The organism is Enterococcus sp. LJL128 (assembly GCF_056924295.1).
Genome location: NZ_JBXPBP010000010.1, coordinates 99,050 through 117,867, shown reverse-complemented (window position 1 = coordinate 117,867; position 18,818 = coordinate 99,050). Strand labels below are relative to the sequence as shown.

18 protein-coding genes are annotated in these 18,818 nt (G+C 39.5%); 10 read left to right on the top strand and 8 right to left on the bottom strand.

The window, feature by feature from the left end:
- Positions 1–313, top strand: a 313-nt coding sequence (locus AC1Z3K_RS12745) for a transposase (protein WP_461732906.1), incomplete at its 5' end; no start/stop codon positions are given.
- Here AC1Z3K_RS12745 and AC1Z3K_RS12740 read toward each other — a convergent pair.
- Together AC1Z3K_RS12740 and AC1Z3K_RS12735 are read right to left on the bottom strand one after the other, a co-directional pair.
- Positions 295–696, bottom strand: a complete 402-nt coding sequence (locus AC1Z3K_RS12740; RefSeq protein WP_426084253.1) for a hypothetical protein — start codon at positions 694–696, stop codon at positions 295–297. The genes AC1Z3K_RS12745 and AC1Z3K_RS12740 overlap by 19 nt on opposite strands.
- 293 nt (positions 697–989) lie before the next feature.
- Positions 990–1,685 carry a DUF1963 domain-containing protein gene (locus tag AC1Z3K_RS12735; protein ID WP_461732905.1) on the bottom strand — a complete coding sequence of 232 codons (696 nt, stop codon included), beginning with the start codon at positions 1,683–1,685 and terminating at the stop codon, positions 990–992.
- Positions 1,686–1,994: 309 nt separating this feature from the next.
- Here AC1Z3K_RS12735 and AC1Z3K_RS12730 point away from each other — a divergent pair, with 309 nt between their 5' ends.
- Positions 1,995–2,363 carry an iron chaperone gene (locus tag AC1Z3K_RS12730; protein WP_461732904.1) on the top strand — a complete coding sequence of 123 codons (369 nt, stop codon included), beginning with the start codon at positions 1,995–1,997 and terminating at the stop codon, positions 2,361–2,363.
- Positions 2,364–2,635: 272 nt separating this feature from the next.
- Here the strand turns inward: AC1Z3K_RS12730 and AC1Z3K_RS12725 are convergent, their stop codons facing one another.
- The gene (locus tag AC1Z3K_RS12725) at positions 2,636–3,529 is read right to left on the bottom strand and encodes a diacylglycerol/lipid kinase family protein (RefSeq protein WP_426084256.1); all 894 of its coding nucleotides are present in this window, start codon (positions 3,527–3,529) and stop codon (positions 2,636–2,638) included.
- A 260-nt stretch (positions 3,530–3,789) separates the two neighbouring features.
- Between AC1Z3K_RS12725 and AC1Z3K_RS12720 the strand changes: the two genes are divergently transcribed.
- Complete coding sequence (locus tag AC1Z3K_RS12720) at positions 3,790–4,497, top strand: GntR family transcriptional regulator (RefSeq protein WP_426084257.1); 708 nt, start codon at positions 3,790–3,792, stop codon at positions 4,495–4,497.
- 34 nt (positions 4,498–4,531) lie between these two features.
- Here AC1Z3K_RS12720 and AC1Z3K_RS12715 read toward each other — a convergent pair whose 3' ends face one another.
- The gene (locus AC1Z3K_RS12715; RefSeq protein ID WP_426084258.1) at positions 4,532–5,731 is read right to left on the bottom strand and encodes an enolase C-terminal domain-like protein; all 1,200 of its coding nucleotides are present in this window, start codon (positions 5,729–5,731) and stop codon (positions 4,532–4,534) included.
- A gap of 270 nt (positions 5,732–6,001) precedes the next feature.
- On the opposite strand from AC1Z3K_RS12715, the gene AC1Z3K_RS12710 reads away from it, so the two are divergent.
- Entirely contained in the window at positions 6,002–7,831 is a 1,830-nt protein-coding gene (locus tag AC1Z3K_RS12710) for a glucose PTS transporter subunit IIA (protein ID WP_461732903.1), read from the top strand.
- A 193-nt stretch (positions 7,832–8,024) separates the two neighbouring features.
- Here the strand turns inward: AC1Z3K_RS12710 and pepV are convergent, their stop codons facing one another.
- Positions 8,025–9,437, bottom strand: coding sequence for a dipeptidase PepV (pepV, locus tag AC1Z3K_RS12705; protein WP_426084260.1), 1,413 nt, complete (start codon positions 9,435–9,437; stop codon positions 8,025–8,027).
- 143 nt (positions 9,438–9,580) lie between these two features.
- On the opposite strand from pepV, the gene AC1Z3K_RS12700 reads away from it, so the two are divergent.
- Positions 9,581–10,420: an NAD(P)H-hydrate dehydratase gene (locus AC1Z3K_RS12700; RefSeq protein WP_461732902.1), complete on the top strand. Its 840-nt coding sequence runs from the start codon at positions 9,581–9,583 to the stop codon at positions 10,418–10,420.
- A 184-nt stretch (positions 10,421–10,604) separates the two neighbouring features.
- Here AC1Z3K_RS12700 and AC1Z3K_RS12695 read toward each other — a convergent pair whose 3' ends face one another.
- Positions 10,605–11,336: a pseudouridine synthase gene (locus tag AC1Z3K_RS12695; protein ID WP_461732910.1), complete on the bottom strand. Its 732-nt coding sequence runs from the start codon at positions 11,334–11,336 to the stop codon at positions 10,605–10,607.
- Between the two features lie 94 nt (positions 11,337–11,430).
- Positions 11,431–13,080, bottom strand: a complete 1,650-nt coding sequence (locus AC1Z3K_RS12690) for a putative polysaccharide biosynthesis protein (RefSeq protein WP_461732901.1) — start codon at positions 13,078–13,080, stop codon at positions 11,431–11,433.
- Positions 13,081–13,582: 502 nt separating this feature from the next.
- Here AC1Z3K_RS12690 and AC1Z3K_RS12685 point away from each other — a divergent pair.
- From AC1Z3K_RS12685 to AC1Z3K_RS12670, 4 genes are all read left to right on the top strand, one after another.
- On the top strand, positions 13,583–13,765 hold the full coding sequence (locus AC1Z3K_RS12685; protein WP_426084263.1) for a hypothetical protein: 183 nt from the start codon (positions 13,583–13,585) through the stop codon (positions 13,763–13,765).
- 487 nt (positions 13,766–14,252) lie between these two features.
- Entirely contained in the window at positions 14,253–14,435 is a 183-nt protein-coding gene (locus AC1Z3K_RS12680; protein WP_461732900.1) for a hypothetical protein, read from the top strand.
- 375 nt (positions 14,436–14,810) lie between these two features.
- The gene (locus AC1Z3K_RS12675; RefSeq protein ID WP_461732899.1) at positions 14,811–15,494 is read left to right on the top strand and encodes a DUF3862 domain-containing protein; all 684 of its coding nucleotides are present in this window, start codon (positions 14,811–14,813) and stop codon (positions 15,492–15,494) included.
- Positions 15,495–15,995: 501 nt separating this feature from the next.
- Positions 15,996–17,516: a UDP-N-acetylmuramoyl-L-alanyl-D-glutamate--L-lysine ligase gene (locus tag AC1Z3K_RS12670; protein ID WP_461732898.1), complete on the top strand. Its 1,521-nt coding sequence runs from the start codon at positions 15,996–15,998 to the stop codon at positions 17,514–17,516.
- Between the two features lie 163 nt (positions 17,517–17,679).
- On the opposite strand, the gene AC1Z3K_RS12665 is transcribed toward AC1Z3K_RS12670, so the two are convergent.
- Positions 17,680–18,255 (bottom strand): DUF6434 domain-containing protein, encoded by a 576-nt coding sequence (locus AC1Z3K_RS12665; protein WP_426084267.1) that lies wholly within the window; start codon positions 18,253–18,255, stop codon positions 17,680–17,682.
- A 145-nt stretch (positions 18,256–18,400) separates the two neighbouring features.
- Between AC1Z3K_RS12665 and AC1Z3K_RS12660 the strand changes: the two genes are divergently transcribed.
- The gene (locus AC1Z3K_RS12660; protein ID WP_461732897.1) at positions 18,401–18,817 is read left to right on the top strand and encodes a hypothetical protein; all 417 of its coding nucleotides are present in this window, start codon (positions 18,401–18,403) and stop codon (positions 18,815–18,817) included.
- Position 18,818 lies beyond the last annotated feature (1 nt).

The following is an 18,818-nucleotide window of genomic DNA, read 5'->3' as shown; positions in this document are numbered from 1 at the left end:
ACAACGGAAAATCGATGTAGAACCAGTGTTTGGGCATCTAAAGGCTCATTTGGCGTTCCATCGTTTCCATTTACGTGGAAAACAAGGAGCGAAGATTGATGTTGGTTTGGCTCTCATGGCACTAAATTTAAGAGAATTAGGGAAATATATGGAGAGAAAGAGAAGGGAAGAAGAAAAAACAAGCCCGATTTTGACATTCATCATCAAAATCGAGCTTGTTTTCTTTTTGAGAGTGGATTATGTCCCACTCCCGTTTTTTGATTGGAGCTCATTAAAACTATCCATTTGGCGGTTTCAGTTAGATAACAGATAACGACTAATCAGAAAGCTGAAATACTCTCTTATTCGAACCCTTAGGGAACGATATTCAATAAAGACAATTTTTACAAAAAAAAAGTTTTTATCCCGCTCTATTACCTTTAAATTCAACCCTTGGATTCGACAATAATTTTTTATGTACTTAAATACTTTGTTAAAGCCCTGCTCATTCAAATACTTAGCATCAATCCGCAGTATTGAAAATAAGTTATTGGATGCCAAACAAATGTAGCCGTCTCCGATAACTTCAGGGTCATCTAATTCTTTTGAAAGATAGTTGTCAAACTGCATATCTAGAATCCTTAACGCCTGCTGTAATGCTTTTTTCTCTCTTTCCTGAATATCATTTTTTATAGTTACTACCTTATTCTTAATCATGATTCGTTTAATAACCTTTCTTATTATCCAGATCTGAACATTAGCTATTAGTTTTTAGAGCCGTTCCATATCTTGACAAAAATACTAGTCTATCTTTGACAGATACTTTAAATCTATTACATCTATTCTACGTTTTCAATCATAATGAATGTTTTTTAATTAATAAAATAGATAAATAAAACACAGTCATTAACTGACAAAATGATTAGAAGATAACCAGAATATTTTAAATAAACGTTATATAATTCAGCAAAACGCTACTATCCTTTCTCATACTTAACTTTTTACTGGCTTTAGAAAAAATCACAGTCTACATACCAAGCTCCTGAATTTGAATTTCTTGCAAAATAGAGACGCCCATTACTGACAATATTTAAATTAGCTTTTTCGTCGGAAGATATCTGAAAAGCAAAATCAAAGCCCTCGGGAAAACCTAAATGTCCTTGTATATAAGAACCGTAGCCGCCAACTTTTGTTTCATAATGATGCACTGCTATATCTTCTTCGTAATCAACTTCTTCTTGCTCTTCCAATAATAAAATTTCATCAGAAATATCAGTTGGTATATCAGCAGAATCCCACATAGGACTATCCTCTTCTACTAAATGAACAGACATTGGACAGGGCTTGATAAATGAATCTTCATTTTTATAATCAGTAAAAATCAACTTATTTAAGTATGCATATTCGCGAATACAAAAATAACTTATTAAATTCTCTCCAACTGGTTTAAAATTTAAAGAAATAAATACTGAAATCAGTTTAACTGCTTTCAGCGAGTCTGGTACATAGGGCAGTGCCTCGAGATTAATTTGCAGTAACGGAATCATTTTTATACCATTTTCATCCACCGGCAGCTGCTCCTGCTGTAAAGAATAAGGTACCGCACCTATCCAATGCTCTTCCAGCAAGTGTGTAGGTCTGAAGCCTCCCGTCTTGAACACCACAGCTTTTTTATTTAATTTTATTCTTATCTCTTCTACATTCATCTGTTTTAACCTCCTAATTCTTAATGAGAACCCAGCTAATATGTCCCCCTCCAAAAAAGATTAAAATGATATTTCTATTTTCTGTGTTTATCAGCGAGAAAAACCCAGGTATCGCACTTATAAATATGACCTCTGACAATTTCAAAGCTTCGCTTGTACAAACTACGTTACTTTCTCTATCAAAAGCAAGCTGTTGTCTCCCGAAGGATCTCCCTTCCTCTACAGCCATTGCTCCCCTATTTTCCGGATTATTTGAGCTTTATCCACGCAGCCACTATACTATCATTATAACAAGAAAGGAGAATATCTATGGCTATTTTAGAAGAGTACCTTAGCAAAATTGATCAGCCAAAAGAACGAGCTGCAATGACTGTTCTTTTGGCTTGGATTACAAAGCAGTACCCAAGCCTGGTTCCTGTCATAAAATGGAATCAGCCAATGTTTACAGACCACGGAACCTTTATTATTGGATTCAGTATCTCTAAAAAACATTTTTCTATTTCTCCAGAAGTGAAAACCTTGAAGCAATTTAAAGAAGAAATTGAACAAGCTGGTTATGACCATACTGAAAATATCATTAGAGTCAACTGGGCTCAGGATATCAATTATGACTTATTAAAAAAATTGATTGATTTTAATATAGCTGACAAAGCAGACTTTACCAAGTTTTGGAGATAGCGTTCGCGACAGAAGAAAGTTGCTTTCAAAGCTAAAGTGTCCTGCATTTACTCCAAATCTATTTTTTTAGATTCTTTATGTATAAATAACAGATTAAGCGTCAAATGAACAATCACTGGAATCATTTAAATAAAACAGAGAGCACGGACATAAATACATGTCCGACTCTCTGTTTTCGCTAATTTTCGAATAAATAATACTATGAAAACACTCGTCAGTATCCCACAGCGGCAAGTAACCGCAGAAACACATAGCCCAGCCTTTCAAATGATTTACTTGGAACCGCAATAAACCTCCAAATGCTGCGGAAGTACCTTAAAATGCAGGGGTAGCTCAGGTCCTTCATCTCCATCTACACTGGGATGCAGTTCAACTTCTTCTTTTACAAATAGACTACCTTCTGTAAAAGGCTGATAGCCAATTGTTTCACTAGTATGGTCAATCCCCTTTAAAATATCCGGTACACTTTTGATTGTGTCTGTAATTGTCTGATCTTTCAAATAAAGCAGATAAAGCTTACCGTCATTCGGCTTCGCTTCTGGCACAACACGTTCATAGCCCCCAACTGTCTGGGTTAAAACAACGACAACCGTACTGCTTTCAATTAATTTCTTTTCACCGTCTATTTCCAATGAAAAATGATAGCTGTCATTATTTAGAACCTGCTTAAAGCCTGAAATGAAATAAGCCAATTTTCCAAGCTTCGTCTTTTCTTCAACATCTACATCACTGATTGCTTCTGGAATACTGCCGGCAGCAACAATATTGGTAAAATAGACATCATTGACCTTGCCAACATCTAATTGGATTCTATTTTTCAGATTTAGCTCTTTAATTGCTTCCTCCGGTTCCATCGAAATATTTAAAGAACGGGCTAAGTCATTAACTGTCCCTAAAGGAAAGAAACCGAACTTTGGCCGATAATCTTGTTCAGCTAAACCATTGATTACCTCATTCACGGTTCCATCACCACCCATGGCAAACACACTATCCGCTTTTTCCAGAACTGCCTGTCTGGCAAATTCCGTTGCGTCGCCGCTTCCTTCTGTATGCTGTACCTCAACATGATCAAACAAACTCGTCAGCTTCTCATAAGCCAATTGTTCATATTTCTTCGCCTCTTCATTACCAGAACTGGGATTTACAATTAATACAGCTTTTTTCATTTTCACACTCTCCATTTCTGTCTCTAGCTATTTTCAGTATAGCAGGAAGCAGAATGTTTCATGAATGAATATGCTTGAATTTTTGTGAGCTAAACATCAATTTTCTTCTAGATTGAATACCATATTTCTAATTGCTACATCGAATAAATGATGATACCATCAGAAGCATTAGAAGAAAACGAACTGAGACTAGAGAAACCTAAGCTATCTCAAATACAGAGCTGTATTTGAGATATTAAAAAACAACAAAGGATGAACTGATGAAAAAGAAGGAATTTATCGTACAGGATTTATTGAGCAAAATTTATCAAGATCATTTCGAGAGTGGTAAACTACCGAATCAGCGGACGCTTGCAGCTACTTATCAGGTTTCCCGTTTTACTATTCAGGAGGCTATTAAAAATCTGCAGGAAATTGGCGTAGTTTATACTGTGCAAGGTTCAGGAATTTATATTCAGGAACGCTTGAAGAAAAATCCGTTAATTTTTAATTCATTAACTAGAACACCTTATGACCGCATTAGCTCCAAGCTGCTTTCTCTTGAAAAGAGATTATCTACATCAGAAGAAGAACAAATATTTCAATTAGAGGAAACACAAGAAATCTGGGTGTTCGAAAGGGCTCGTATTGTCGACTATTCTTTTGAACAAATTGAGCTGTCAAAAATGCCGGCAGCTTTATTTCCTGACCTTTCAAGAAAACATGTAGAGCATTCCATTCAGGAATATGTGGAAAAGAAAGGTTTTCGCATCTCTCACTACATCACCAGCTATACACCGACAACTATTTCACGAAATCAGTCTGAGCTCTTACTATGTAAAAAAGGAACGCCGGCTATGCTGATTCAAAACCGCTGTCTGTTGGAGGACGGGCGTGTCTTCGAATATAGCGAGATTACTGCCATTGATTACACCTGTACTTATATCCGTCCCTTTGACAGAGAAATTCATGAAGCAAGAAACAGCTGAGCCCGGTAATGACTCAGCTGTCTCTTCATTTTATTTACGGCGTCACAATCGTTCCATCCGGCGTGCGGCTCTGTGTCCATTCATGGGGACGATACTCCGCAGGATAATCCAGCGCTGCTGCCTCATCAAAAGAAACACCAATACCTGCTTCTTCGATTGGGTAGAAATAGCCTTTCTTAGCTGCAGGTGTCTTATCAAACAAACGCAGCGTGTTTTCAGGAACCGGAATATTTTCCTGTATTGCAGCATTATGAAGATGGATGTTCAAGTGCGTATTAACCGCCAACCCTACCGGAGTAATATCTGACGGTGTATGCCAAGCCATCCGAACACCCATCGCTTCACAAAAATGAGCTAGTTTTATTGCCGGGGTGATACCGCCTATCTGGGATACATGGACTCGCATAAAATCAATTTGGCGGTTGATAATCAGCTGCTTCCACTCCATCGGATTATTAAAGAGCTCGCCTGATGCAATCGGAGTGGTCGACTGACTGCGCAGCTGGGACAGCCATTCATTTTGAGTAGGCGGAAGAATGTCCTCCAGAAAGAATAATTGATATTCTTCAGCTGCCTTAGCAAACTGCAGTGCCTGATTTGGGTGAAGACGTTCATGAACATCATGAAGCATCTGAAAGCTGTTTCCATAAGTCTCTCTGACTGCCTGGAACATTTTCAAAGTAGTATCCATATACTGCTGCTGATCAAAGTAGGAGCCTGACAGCGGACTGTCCGGCGTGTTCAACCTAGTCGGGCTGCCGCCATAAAAGCCCAGCTGGCAGCGGATATATTGATACCCCTCCTGACGTATACGATTAATCTCTTCAAAAAGCGCCGGCAAATCCTCTGCAACAGCATGTGTATATGCTGGAATTGCTGTCCGTGCCTTTCCACCCAGCAGCTGGTATAGAGGCATTTCTGCCAGCTTTCCTTTAATATCCCACAAAGCCATGTCAACTCCGGAAATTGCATTATTGATAACCGGTCCATTGCGCCAATATGCGTTAACATGCATCACCTGCCACAGGTCTTCAATCTCATTGGCATCTCGTCCAATCAACAGGGGCTTCAAATACTCATCAATCATTGTTTTCACAGCCAGCGGACGAAACTGGAAGGTTGCACAGCCTAATCCGTGGATATCTTTATTGGTCTCAAGTTTTACAACAACAAGATTATGCCGGTCTGGTTTAATTGCAAAGCTTTTTACATCCGTAATAATTGTTGGTGTCATTTATCATCATCCTTGTCATCGTGTTTGTCTTACAGAAGCTATTGAACCACGCAGAAACAGCCTTTGTCAATTTGGACTGAATAATGTCCCGAAAACAACATAAAAACAGTCCAATTCACAACAAAACCAATCATAAACGCCTTTAAATAAGCATTTTTATACAATAAACTATTTTTTAGGACTGGTTTTCAAAAATTAAATTCCATGCTATCATCAAATTTGTAAACGGAATCAATCGGCCGAAAGAAATCTAGTAAAAAGGATGATTAGATGAAATATGAACAAGCCATTACTCAAATAATTCAAGGGGTCGGCGGAAAAGAAAACATCAACAATGCTTGGCACTGTATGACTCGCCTCCGCTTCAATCTGAAAGACAAAGAAAAAATTGATTATGCCGCTCTGGAAAAAATTTCTGGTGTGGTTGGTACAAAATATCAAAGCGATCAGCTTCAAATTGTGATTGGCACAGCTGTTGCTGACTACTATCAGACTCTAGCCAAAATACTGGGCTTAGATAGCGAGCGGCAAGAAACAGCTAATGGTGAAAAAAAGGGACTAGTATCTCTGTTTATGGATACAGTCTCCGGTGTTTTCGGACCAATTGTTCCAGCTATCGCTGGTGCAGGTATGATTAAAGGGCTGATTGCTGGTTTAGCTGCACTTAATCTAATTTCAGCAGAATCACCTACTTACATCGTCATCAACATGTTAGCCAGTGGTGTTTTCACCTTTCTACCTTTTTTTGTAGCTGCTTCAGCTGCTAAGATTTTTAGAACAAATCAATACTTGGCTATTGCCATTGCTGCGACGCTTCAATTTCCAACAATGACTGAAGCATTGACGCAGGGAGATGTCTCCCAATTCCTTGTTTTTGGTTTTTTGCCTGTACCTGTTTTCAATTACGCTGGAACTGTAATCCCCATTATTTTTTCGGTCTTATGTCTAAGTTATATCTATCGTTGGGTGGATAAAATATTGCCGGAAGTCCTTCGGACAGTTTTTACTCCTACACTCTCTCTTTTTGTTTCCGGATTGCTGGCACTCGTTGTTATTGGACCAGCCGGCATTCATTTAGGCAATCTTTTAGCTGACGGCGTCAGCTGGTTATTCTCCATTTCGCCAGTTCTTGCCGGAATCATTGTAGGTGCAATTCGCCCAATTGCCATTTTAACAGGTCTTCACCATGCAATGACGCCTATCGCCTTACAGAATTTTGCGAATCAAGGCTACGATATGCTGATGCCCATGATGTTTATGGCAAATATGGCAATCACAGGAGCTGCTGCGGCAATGTATACTAAAGTAAAATCCAAAGAAGAAAAATCAATTATTATTTCTTCTGCAGTATCTGGTTTATTAGGAATTACAGAGCCGGCCTTGTTTGGTGTTTTAACCAAGTATAAAAAAGCGTTTTTTGCAGCAACTATCGGCAGTTCCGTTGCTTCAGCATTTATCAGCTTCTTTGGCGTTCGAATTTACGGCTACATTTTATCCAGTATTTTCAGCCTGCCGGCATATATTGGAGAATATTTCATTTTTGCTGTATTAGGGATTGTGATTGCTTTGGGCACTTCTTTTGCCATCGCTTACTTCCTAGTACCGAAAGAAGCTGCTGACAACGGCAGCTTCACTAATGAAATTGAGTTGACTGCTGTTACGGATGGTCAGTACATTCCTTTAGAAGATGTTAATGATTCTGTTTTTTCAAGTAAAATGGTCGGCGACGGCTATGCCATGAAGTCTCTTTCAGGGGAAGTTTTCTCACCAGTTACTGGAAAAGTAACGTCCATCTTCCCAACTAAACACGCCATAGGTATTACCACAGATAATGGTCTTGACGTTCTGATTCATATGGGAATTGATACAGTCAGCCTAAACGGCAATGGCTTTCAGCTTTTCGTCACAGAAGGACAGCATGTAGCTGCCAACACAAAAATTGCCTATATGGATTTAGATATCCTGAATAAGAAAGCGAAGGATACCTCAATTATTGTTGTCGTAACCAACATGGACAAAGTCGCCCGTTTTGCTGGAGATTATCAGCTTGAAGGCCACCATCAGCCTGGTGCTCCGATGGAAAAGGTTGTTCTTATCTAAAAATAGGTATTGAAAATTTATACTCAATCAAAAAAGGTCTCAGCGAACATGTTGCAATTCGCTGGGACCTTTTTAGATAATAATGGATTAGCTCTGTCGGCTCTTTCGTATATTTTTTATTCTAGTTACACTTCTCAAAAATTGTGTTCATAATTGGACTGCTTTGCTTAAATAACATGCCCTTTTCCGTACGCTATTTTGCCAGACGATACATTGCATCGGCATAAATTGCTGCTGCCCGGAACAAATCGTCCAGTTCCATAAATTCATTTGCCTGATGCATAGTATCAGTGTAGCCAGGGAACATCGCGCCATAGGCTACCCCGCGCTTCAGTAAACGGCCATATGTTCCGCCGCCAATAATCTTTTCTGAGCCTTTTTCTCCTGTATGATCTTCATAAACCTTCAACAGCGTTTCTACCAACGGATCGTCCACAGGAACATAATGAGGCTCTTGATTGCGGTCATCCTGAACGATTTCAACACCGTCAACTCCAATTGATTGCTGCACACCGGATTTCAACTCTTCCACAGTTGTCCCTTTAGGATAGCGGAAGTTCAAGCTAATCTTGTTGCCTTCCGTGCTTTCTTCTTCAAAAACAAACAAGCCAGCGTTCATTGTCAGACGGCCCATCTTCTCATCCTCATAGGCTACTCCTAATTTTTCTCCATAAAAATCTTCATGGATGTGTGCTGCTGTATTAAGGAATGTTTTTCCATCACCTGCAAAATCATAGTCATTTAAAAATACAGCTAAAAAGGTTGCCGCATTAATTCCAGACTGAGGACTTGCCCCATGAGCACCTTTACCAACAATTGTAAGCCCAGCTGTATTTCCAGCTGCTGTAAATGAACCGCTAATCGGCTGTTTGTCAACAAACGCTTCAAATGCTTCTTTCATAGCAATCAACTCTTCAGCTGTTTCAGTTAAAATTGCCGCTTCAGCTGTTCCTGGAACCATGTTTATCCGTAAACCAGAATGGAAGCTGACCAGTTTCGTTTTTCCAGTATTGGAACCATTGAAATGCGCATACAAGGTTGCATTGCCTTTTTCGCCATTGATAATTGGAAATTCAGCATCTGGAGAAAAACCAAAATCAGGTGCTTCTTCATGCTGGAAATAGTAATCCATATCTCCCCAGCCGCTTTCCTCATCGCTTCCTACAACAAAACGAATTTTCTTAGACAACGGCAGCCCAAGCTCTTTAATAATTTTCAAACCATAGTATGCTGCCATACTTGGTCCTTTGTCATCACTTGATCCACGGGCAAAGATTTTACCATCCTTAATCACTGGTTCGTAAGGATCTGTATCCCAGCCATCTCCAGCAGGCACAACGTCCATGTGTCCAAAGATACCTAAAGTTTCGTCTCCTTCACCATACTCAATATGTCCAGCATAATTATCGACGTTTTTAACAGTGAAGCCGTCCCGTACACCATAGTCCAGCATGTGTTCCAGAGCCGCTTTAGGTCCGGGACCAAAAGGAGCATCCTTCGTCACTTGATTGTCGTCTCTCTCACTGTTAATACGCAATAAGTTCTGTAAGTCTTCAAGAAGCGCTTCTTTGCGTTCTTCCACTTCTTTTTGCCAATTGATTGTCATCCTCAGTCACTCCTAATATAATATTCTACCTTCCCATCATACCATTATCCTTCATAAAAATAAAAAGGTGCCGCCGCATTTTATTTTTTTCTAATACTGTTTCTTTCGCTATAATAAACTTGTAAAAGAAAAGGAGGGAGCTTGTGAAACAGCTATCCAGAGAAATTTTGCCCCAAGTCATTCGGCAAAGACCAGAAGACAGCCATAAAGGAACCTACGGACGGGTTGTTTTAATCGGAGGAAACAGCCAATACGGCGGAGCCATCATCATGAGCGCACAGGCCGCAGTTGCCTCTGGTGCAGGTCTGACTACGGTCATTACTGAGGAAAAAAACCATGCACCCCTGCACGCCCGTTTGCCGGAAGCTATGGTTATCAACTGGTACGATCTTGAATTAGTTAAGACAGCTTTAGATACAGCCGATGTTGTATTAATCGGTCCTGGTCTAGGCTTAGAGAATCATAGTCGAAAGCTGTTGCGGTTTGTCTTGCGAAATCAGCTGGAAAATCAGTGGGTAATTATCGATGGTTCTGCTATTACGCTGCTTGCCGATATGGCAGTTTCTTTGAATCATCCGGAGCAGATTATCCTTACACCTCATCAAAAGGAGTGGGAAAGAATCAGCGGTCTTCCCCTTGCTAAACAAACTGATGAAAATAATCAGCTCACCCAGCAGAAGCTGCAAGCCTCAATCGTAGTTAAAAGTCATCGCACTCGAATTTACACGCCTCATAATTCATACTTAAATACGGTTGGTACACCAGCAATGGCTACAGGTGGCACGGGAGATACTTTAGCTGGGATGATTGCCGGCTTTATTGCTCAGTTTGATGCCAAAGAGCACGCTCTTTGCGCGGCCGTTTATCTCCATAGTCTGATTGGAGAAGAGTTGGCAAAAGACAGCTATGTCGTCCTGCCAACAAGCATTTCCGCACACCTGTCTTCCTATATGAAGCGATATGAACAAACTTCAGAGAAATAAAAAATGTGACAGTGCAGCCAAGATACAAGGCACACTGTCACATTTCAAAATCTAATAAACGGCAGCCAAATGCTGTAGCACTGATCCCATCTCGAAAATATCAGCTGTTAAAAAAGATTGTACTAAGAGTTGATGCTTTTGAAATTCGGTATTTTATCACAGCCCAGCTATTAGCTAAATACTGCTATTTTCCCTCGAAATCCGGGTCTAAAAGCTGATATTCTTCATTTGTCAGCGGTCGGTAATTCCCTAAATCAAGGCTATCATCTAATATCAGCCGTCCCATTCTGAGACGTTTTAAATACACCACTTTTTTATCCACTGCTTCAAACATGCGCTTCACCTGATGAAATTTCCCTTCCTGAATGACTAGGCGAATCTCTGTTTCCCCTAATTTTTCATCCAGCTGATCGATAAACAGCTGACTAGGCTTCACTGCCTCGCCGTTTTTCAACTGAAAACCTTCTGCAAACTGTTTTACATCCGCTTCAGTGACGATTCCGGAAATACGGGCAAAATACTCTTTATCCACATGTTTTTTTGGCGATAGCAAACGATGTGCCAGCTGGCCATCGTTGGTCAAAACCAATAGTCCTTCTGTATCCTTGTCCAGACGTCCAACGGGAAAAATATCTTCCCTGAAATCTGCATCGGACAACAGGTCAACGACCGTTTCATCATATTTATCTTCTGTGGCTGAAATAACCCCTTGCGGCTTGTTCAGCATGTAGTAATAGTATTTCTGGTAGTGCAGCTCTTCACCGTTGTATGCTACCTTATCCATAAGCTCATCGACCTTTAGCTTACCGTCCTTCACCATTTTCCCATCAACTGTAATCGCTCCTTGCTTTAACAGTTTTTTTACATCTTTTCGGCTGCCGCAGCCTGTATCTGATAAAAATTTATCCAAACGCATCATATCTTCTTTACCTCCTGCTTCATACAAACCGCCCTGCATTTTCTTAAAAAAATGTTGGTCCGGGAAATTACTCTCGAACCAACATGACTTTTTATTTTATTTTAACTTTGCTGCGCAAACCATTCACATTTTTTCCAAGCAGGCGATCTGCCAGCCGTATTTTCAAGGTTAGGTAGCCATATACAGCAACCCCTACCGCTGCTACCAGCAAGACAATAACAAAGGCCTGAACCTTACGATCCGGACTTAAAAATAAGTAGAGAACCTGTCTTGTAAGAAAGGCTGCCGCCACCATAATCAAGCTAATAATCAAGATCAGCAAGCTGCGACGCATAACTAAGCCTAAATTAAATCGGGACATCTCTTTGATTTTTCGAACAATCAGGAAAATTGATACGCTGAAACCAATCATTGTCGCAATTAGTGGGCCATAAACCTCAAATAGACGAATACAAGGATATTGAACCAACAGCTTCACGACAAAGCCAATACCAAAGAATTTAATTGCTGCCCGATTTCCATACATTCCCATCAGCATATTTGAAACCAGCATATATAAGCCTAAAAACAGCCCGGCGTAACAGGCTTGTATCAACACATTTGTTCCCAGATTATCTGTTCGGTAAAACAACGTATAAAGAGGGCGTGCCAAGACAATCATACCAAAAGTAGACGGCAGCATAACAAATGTAAACAGCTGGAGATTATTGCTGATTAGCTTAGATAACCCCCGATAGTTTTTCAAAGTTACTGCTTCGGTAATTAAAGGTAAACCAGTTGACGCGATAGATGTGGCCAGCGCAATCACGACCATCGTAAGCTTGTCAGGATTGGCATTAAAAATACCGAAAAGCTCTCTCAGCTGCGTATCAGAATAGGTTGTAAAGGAGCGCATAAAGTTTGAGAAGGTGAACTGGTCAACCAACTTGAAAACCGTGACTCCTGATCCAACAATAATAAACGGAATTGCCTCTTTAAACGTCTCAATTAAAAGATCCTGTGGTGATACTTTGTGCTTATTGGCACTATGCTCTTCCAGATAGTCGAACATCGGCTTTTGCTTATGCATATAAAAATACAGAACTAAGAAGCTGACAATCATTCCGATAAATGCCGCAAAAGTAGATTGTGTTACTGCATCCACATAATTTCCGTCCAACACCTTCATAATGATAAAGGCTGTTAGCAGCATATAGAAGACCCGGGCAATTTGCTCTACAATTTGTGACAATGCAAAAGGCATCATGTCCTGATTCCCTTGGAAATAGCCTCTGATGACACTCATGGAAGGAAATACAAGTACTGCCAGACTAAGCGAACGCATTGTCGGTATCAGTTCTTCCCCGCCGCCAGACCATTTTGCTAAAAATGGAGAGGCAAGATACATCACTAGTGCAAAAACAGCGCCTAAAACAGCCATCATCTGCAGGGCTTTATAAAAAAGCTGCCGGCTGATTTTGTATTCATTCATGGAATTGTAATGGGCTGTCTGCTTCGCTATTGCCGCCGGAATTCCAGCAGTGGAAATCAGCAGGAACAGAGAATAGACCGTATAGCCCATGGAAAACAGGCTGTTGGCCTCATCCCCATGCTCTCCCATCCAGGCGTACCATGGTATGATATAAACCGCTCCTAATAAGCGGGAAATGATATTGCTTGCTGTCATCCAGGCCGATCCCTTAACCATCTTCTCCTGATTGGTTAAAACCGGCTGTTCTACAGACCCTGGTTGATTAATCATTTACTCCTCCAACTTTCTTAGACATACTCCCTTTATTTTAATTGTAAAATCAAGGATATGCAATGAATTTATAGAATAATTCTTGGATGTCTTAGAATTCTCCCCCGAGAAAGTGACAACTGCGTCATTTTGCGCAGCTTCCAGTTATTTAAACAAACAAAAAATACAAATCTTTTATCTGTTGAATCCATATTTACTACCCAATACTAGTCAACCTGTTTTCACTAAAAACGTCAAGCTGTGTCCTTCATTATTACAACTATTTTAACGTTTCTCAACGAGAATTTTAGAGGTACAGCAGCTGCCGCAAATTAAGTTGATTCAATTTCATTTTAAATACCTTTCCTAAAGAAACTATAGTTTCCTCAAAAATAGTAAAAAGCACAACAGACAGGCTGCCCCTACATTGGCGAAAAGATATATTCCAAAGACGTTTTCCCTGCTTTTTTCTCTGTATAATCGATATACATTCAAAAATTTTAGAAAGGCTGGTGTGTACATTATGAAGCCCTCGTCTTTAGCAATAGTCGCCGGAATCTTATTGGCTCAGGGAGGTATCCACCTGTTGCCTAGACTATTTTCTCTTATTCAGCTAAGTGATTTGCTGGTAATCCTTTTTAATCTGCTGCTTTTTTACGTTATCATTTCTGCATTGAAGCCATTTAAAACAGCAACAAAAAAATAAGCAACGCTTTATCGACTTGATGGAGATAATAAGGTGAGAACATTTCTGCTTAATCCCTAGCTTGGAAATACCATCCAAATACGAGACAATCATCTATCCTTAAACTTTTAGTATATCTAAATCCGCAGCTGAAACAAATGACTATACTATACTGGTATAGTCCCCTCTACATAGGACGAGCAGCTGCAAGAATAACTTTTCCATCTCAAATTCAATCAAGAAGACTATCCGCTTTTTTTGATAGTTTCTTGTTTTTTTTAATAAAACTACTCATAGCTAGTTGATTATTTATATTTAAGCTTAAACACATCCTTTCATTTAAACTGAATCCCCTCTATATTAATGAAATTTTCTAATACAACTAGCGTTCATAAGACTATTATCAAAAATATAGTTTTTGTTTTTTATTAAATAAATATTTATTTCTGTTTGTTATAGCAGTATAATATTTGAAAAGAGCAATCTTTAGCTATGGAGGCGTTCAGCTATGGACCCATTAAGAATAGGATCCGTTATTTTAATTCAGGTAAATGCTACAGAGAAAACCTGGGTTACAATAATCGATGTCTTGCCAAACAATAGATTTAGGGGTGCCCTCTTTCTTTATCCACTTACAAAAGACAATATTCTAACTTTCGGTGAAAGTGATATAATTGATATCGACCTTTAAACAAGGTATCCTTTTGTCTTGCTTATCTTTCCCTCTCTTGTTCCGAGCAGGAAAATGGCATTCCCTTATTCAGAGTCTTTCATAGCTCACAGCGTATCAATGTTATCCGTTTAAAAAAATAATTCTGTGCTGCTGTTGGAAATATCCTGACAGCAGTATTTTATTTTTCAAAATTCCTGTTTAGTCTCCTTTTATCTTCTCTTTTTCAACAAAAAATCCAGCTTGATTTATCTAGCTTAGACAACCACCCAATCCAAATAAAAATTTTGTTCTCTTTCTCTCAAATATTTAGAAAAACAGCTTGTATTTCTAAATAAAGATTTGTATGATTGAAATGCTGAATTAAATAATAAAGACTAGAAAAGAGGCATGATGATGGGAAGAAAAGAAGATAGAAGAGCAATGCAGAAAAAACCAGTAACAAAAAAATGGTGGTTCTGGTTTCTTCTGCTTTTATTACTTGGAGGCGGCGGCTTCGCAGCTGTGAAATTCATCCCGATAGAATTGCCTTTTGGAAATACAGCCAGTAAAGATTCTTCGGCAGAAACAACAGAAGAAACAACAAAAACAAGCACTCCAGCTGAACCAACCACAGATATCCTAGCGAAATATGCCAAAATCCAGCTAGGAGATCCTTTAGTAGAAGATGTGAAAGGCTCAAGCTTTGATGACGTTGTCGGCTTGTTGGGCGATCCTAGCTCAAATGTAGACTCTGAACTGAGCGGGGCGCAAACAAAAATGGCTATCTGGAATAAATTCAATGGGAAAACAACTATCAGTGTGAACTTTAAAGATAATTTTGCTACTGGTAAAAATGTTTCAAATCTAGTATCGGAAACGAAGGAAAAACCTGCCGGGAGTAAATTTGAAGGGATTGCTACTGACGGAAGCTACACTTATGAACAGGCTGTCAAAGATCTTGGCACGCCGGACTCGCTGACAGATGCTCTTGTCAACGGTGTAACAGCTGTTACTGCATTTTGGACAACAGACAACGGGCAGAGCTGGACGATTCATTTTGACGATGGTGCAGCGGTTTCTGTTGAACAAGTAAGCTAGTTCATTCGTTTATGAAGAAGAGCAGATAAGACAAGCTGCAGCCCAGATAGTTAGCCGGTATTGATGATTATCCGTTCACGTTGCTCAATTTAGTTTCCAAGGGGCAGCTACTGATGATTTATTCTTTAGTATGACTCTGCCGTGATGCTCAAAATAATAGAAGACTATCGAAACATTTTTTGATTTAAAGAGGGCGGTTGTGCCAGAAGGGTTCAGCTTCAAGCACCTACCTGGTGTTCCACAAATTTTTGCGAATTTTCTTCTTATTGTCAAAGGAGTTACTTCTAAAACACCGTTTATCTAGGTTTAAGGGACTGAGGCATACTAATGTCACAGCCCCTCTTTAATTTTTTCTATTCCTGATAACTAGAACAGTCCAGCCTTAGTAGTGCTGGATTGCCGTTGTCTTGATGTTTTTGACTTGAAACTGTATGATAATGAATGAAATGATAAAAAGGGGGTGAAGCTTTGCGACGCCCACTAACTTGGAGGCTTATAAATATGAGTATCTCGTTAACCAACATACGCCAATGCTTATTGGACGAAGGGCTTTTAAAAGAGCTGACGACAATGACTACCTGGTCGCTTACCATACCAGAATCCTTTTCTGACACAGTAGTTGATACACTTTCCTATGATTCCAGAAAGGTTTCTGCTGAAACGCTTTTTTTCTGTAAAGGATTAAACTTCAAAGAAGAATATTTAAAAGCTGCTGTCACTGAAGGTCTGCAGTTTTATGTATCCGAAACACCTTACGATGTACCCGCAAAGCTGGGCTTTATTGTTACGGATATAAAAAAAGCTATGGCTGTACTGAGTATGCTGTTTTATGACTATCCACAAAAGAAAATGACCTTAATTGGATTTACTGGTACAAAGGGCAAAACTACAGCGGCCTATTTTACAAAATTCATTTTAGATTTGTCAACAAGCCATAAAACCGCCATGCTATCGACAATGAACTCTACTTTAGACGGCGTTACTTTTTTTAAGTCTCATTTAACGACACCTGAATCATTAGACCTTTACCGAATGATGGCGGAAGCTGCTGCAAATGGGATGTCTCATTTCGTCATGGAGGTTTCTTCTCAGGCCTATAAAACACATCGGGTCTATGGTCTAAACTTTGATATCGGACTTTTCCTGAATATTTCACCTGATCATATCAGTCCAATTGAGCATCCGACGTTTGATGACTATTTCTACTGTAAGAGACAGCTGATCCATCATTCTAAAAGAATTATTATCAATCGGGATGCAGACTATTTCCAACTATTGAAGGAAACAGCGGAAATGGCAGAAACACCCATGATTACGTATGGCAGTGGAAAAGCCGCTGATACAGACTATGTTTATACAAAAGATGCTCAGCATTCATTAGCGTTCTCTGTACAAGCTGCCAATGATTCCCTTAACCTCTCTGGAAACTATCAGCTGCGTTTAGGTGGAGATTTCAATATAGGAAATGCGCTTAGTGCAGCAATCGCCAGTCGTCTGGCAGGTGCTTCCAAAGAAGATTGCCGGCAAGGAATTGCTGCCGCTACTGTACCAGGCCGTATGGAGCAGCTAACACACGTGAATGGTGCCCAGGTTTATGTGGATTACGCCCATAATTATGATAGTTTGAAAAACCTGCTCAGCTTTGTAAAAGAAGAGCATTCAAATGGAAAAATCATTGTCGTGATTGGCAGCACTGGAGACAAGGCAATTTCACGAAGAAAAGATTTTGGAGATGTTTTGTCTCAACTGGCAGATATCGCTATTCTAACAACAGATGATCCAGCCTCTGAAGATCCTCAGGTAATTGCTGAGCAGATTGCGGCGCATATTCTTCCTGCTGTTGATGTCCAAATCATTATCGACCGGGCAAGCGCCATCAAAGCTGCTTTGAATGCCAGTGCACCAGAGGATGCTGTTGTACTAGCTGGAAAAGGGGCTGATCTATATCAAAAAGTCGGTAAGGAAGATGTTCCTTATGAGGGAGACTACCTTCTGGCAAAGCAGTTTATTGAAAAATACTAAACAATGGATTGACTACGTACCGTATTCTAAAAGAAGCTGTGGTATTACGAGGTACTCCTCAAAAGCTGTTTTCAAGTGCAGCTTTTGGGGAGTACCTCGTTAGTCTGTCTTGATTTCATAAAACCTGATCACCGGTGTCCCTAAAGCTGCTTTTCTAGTCAGACTAATTTTTATTAAGAATCATCGTATCCTTTTTTTCATACTTATTATGACCACTTTTCGCCTTCTTATTTTTCCAGCATTTTATAGCCTCCTGCAGCGTCCGCTCCTGATTATCTGCAAAAAAATCCCGAATATAAGTATTGTATTCAAATTGATTCTCTATTTTTGTCGTATTTTGCTTTTTATCTTCCATAATTTGCTTATATGCTTGAATAGATTCCTCATATGTTTTACCCGCATGCTGCTTTAACCAGTTTTGAAATTGAACATTGAAGGTGAAGCCCTTTCCAATCTGTTCCTTATAAAAAGCCCGATGAATTTCTGAACAAACAAAATTCTCCTCGATTTTTTTATCCAACGTAATTTCATGTATAACAGGTTTCTGTTTTGGAGAACTACTGACTCTGATTTTTTCACCAGTTGCTAAATAGTGTGCGATTCGCTTTGTCAGCGCTTCTTTGTTCCCTGTAGTCTGCAAACCTTCCTCTCTACAGAATGCCGCCAGCTCTTCTTTCAAATAATAAAAATCTAAAAATACTGCTGAATCCATTGTCTTGCTAAGTATCGGTCTTTCCATAGTCACAGCTCCTGTCTTTATACTTGTTTTATTTCTCCATTTTATCATTAGAAACACGCTTTTTTCTGATAAATCATGCTGTAGCCTCATTTTTTTCTTCCTTCCTCATGCTATACTTTTTCTAAACAAACAGAGGAGGAAAATTATGTTTTATTGGGTGCTTATCGGATTGAATTGTCTCATGGGGCTTGGAGCAGCAAGCGGAAGCTTTCTCGCTCTAAATGCAGGTGCCAGAGAAGCAGTTGGCATCGACAGCAGCATGCTGGTTAATTCCCCATTTACCTCGTTCTTGATCCCAGGTCTGTTTTTGCTGCTGGTACTTAGCGGCGGAAATATTCTAGTTGGTATTCTTTCAATAAAAAAATTACCTGAATTTCCATATTATCAGGCAGCTATCGGTTGCATTCTCTGCTTATGGATAGTCATTCAATGCATCATGCTATGGGAAATTGTAGCCTTACATCTTATCTTCTTTATTATAGGTTTTATACAGTTGCTGCTGGGTGTTGTTTTGATTCGAAAAAGACATAGCCCTTTTCCGTTTATCGCTCATCAAAATTAGA

Excerpts from the sequence above, each read along its gene's own strand:
- AC1Z3K_RS12740 (WP_426084253.1), bottom strand. The coding sequence starts at position 696 with ATGATTAAGAATAAGGTAGTAACTATAAAAAATGATATTCAGGAAAGA.
- AC1Z3K_RS12735 (WP_461732905.1), bottom strand. The coding sequence starts at position 1,685 with ATGAATGTAGAAGAGATAAGAATAAAATTAAATAAAAAAGCTGTGGTG.
- AC1Z3K_RS12730 (WP_461732904.1), top strand. The coding sequence starts at position 1,995 with ATGGCTATTTTAGAAGAGTACCTTAGCAAAATTGATCAGCCAAAAGAA.
- AC1Z3K_RS12725 (WP_426084256.1), bottom strand. The coding sequence starts at position 3,529 with ATGAAAAAAGCTGTATTAATTGTAAATCCCAGTTCTGGTAATGAAGAG.
- AC1Z3K_RS12720 (WP_426084257.1), top strand. The coding sequence starts at position 3,790 with ATGAAAAAGAAGGAATTTATCGTACAGGATTTATTGAGCAAAATTTAT.
- AC1Z3K_RS12715 (WP_426084258.1), bottom strand. The coding sequence starts at position 5,731 with ATGACACCAACAATTATTACGGATGTAAAAAGCTTTGCAATTAAACCA.
- AC1Z3K_RS12710 (WP_461732903.1), top strand. The coding sequence starts at position 6,002 with ATGAAATATGAACAAGCCATTACTCAAATAATTCAAGGGGTCGGCGGA.
- pepV (WP_426084260.1), bottom strand. The coding sequence starts at position 9,437 with ATGACAATCAATTGGCAAAAAGAAGTGGAAGAACGCAAAGAAGCGCTT.
- AC1Z3K_RS12695 (WP_461732910.1), bottom strand. The coding sequence starts at position 11,336 with ATGCGTTTGGATAAATTTTTATCAGATACAGGCTGCGGCAGCCGAAAA.
- AC1Z3K_RS12690 (WP_461732901.1), bottom strand. The coding sequence starts at position 13,080 with ATGATTAATCAACCAGGGTCTGTAGAACAGCCGGTTTTAACCAATCAG.
- AC1Z3K_RS12685 (WP_426084263.1), top strand. The coding sequence starts at position 13,583 with ATGAAGCCCTCGTCTTTAGCAATAGTCGCCGGAATCTTATTGGCTCAG.
- AC1Z3K_RS12680 (WP_461732900.1), top strand. The coding sequence starts at position 14,253 with ATGGACCCATTAAGAATAGGATCCGTTATTTTAATTCAGGTAAATGCT.
- AC1Z3K_RS12675 (WP_461732899.1), top strand. The coding sequence starts at position 14,811 with ATGGGAAGAAAAGAAGATAGAAGAGCAATGCAGAAAAAACCAGTAACA.
- AC1Z3K_RS12670 (WP_461732898.1), top strand. The coding sequence starts at position 15,996 with ATGAGTATCTCGTTAACCAACATACGCCAATGCTTATTGGACGAAGGG.
- AC1Z3K_RS12665 (WP_426084267.1), bottom strand. The coding sequence starts at position 18,255 with ATGGAAAGACCGATACTTAGCAAGACAATGGATTCAGCAGTATTTTTA.
- AC1Z3K_RS12660 (WP_461732897.1), top strand. The coding sequence starts at position 18,401 with ATGTTTTATTGGGTGCTTATCGGATTGAATTGTCTCATGGGGCTTGGA.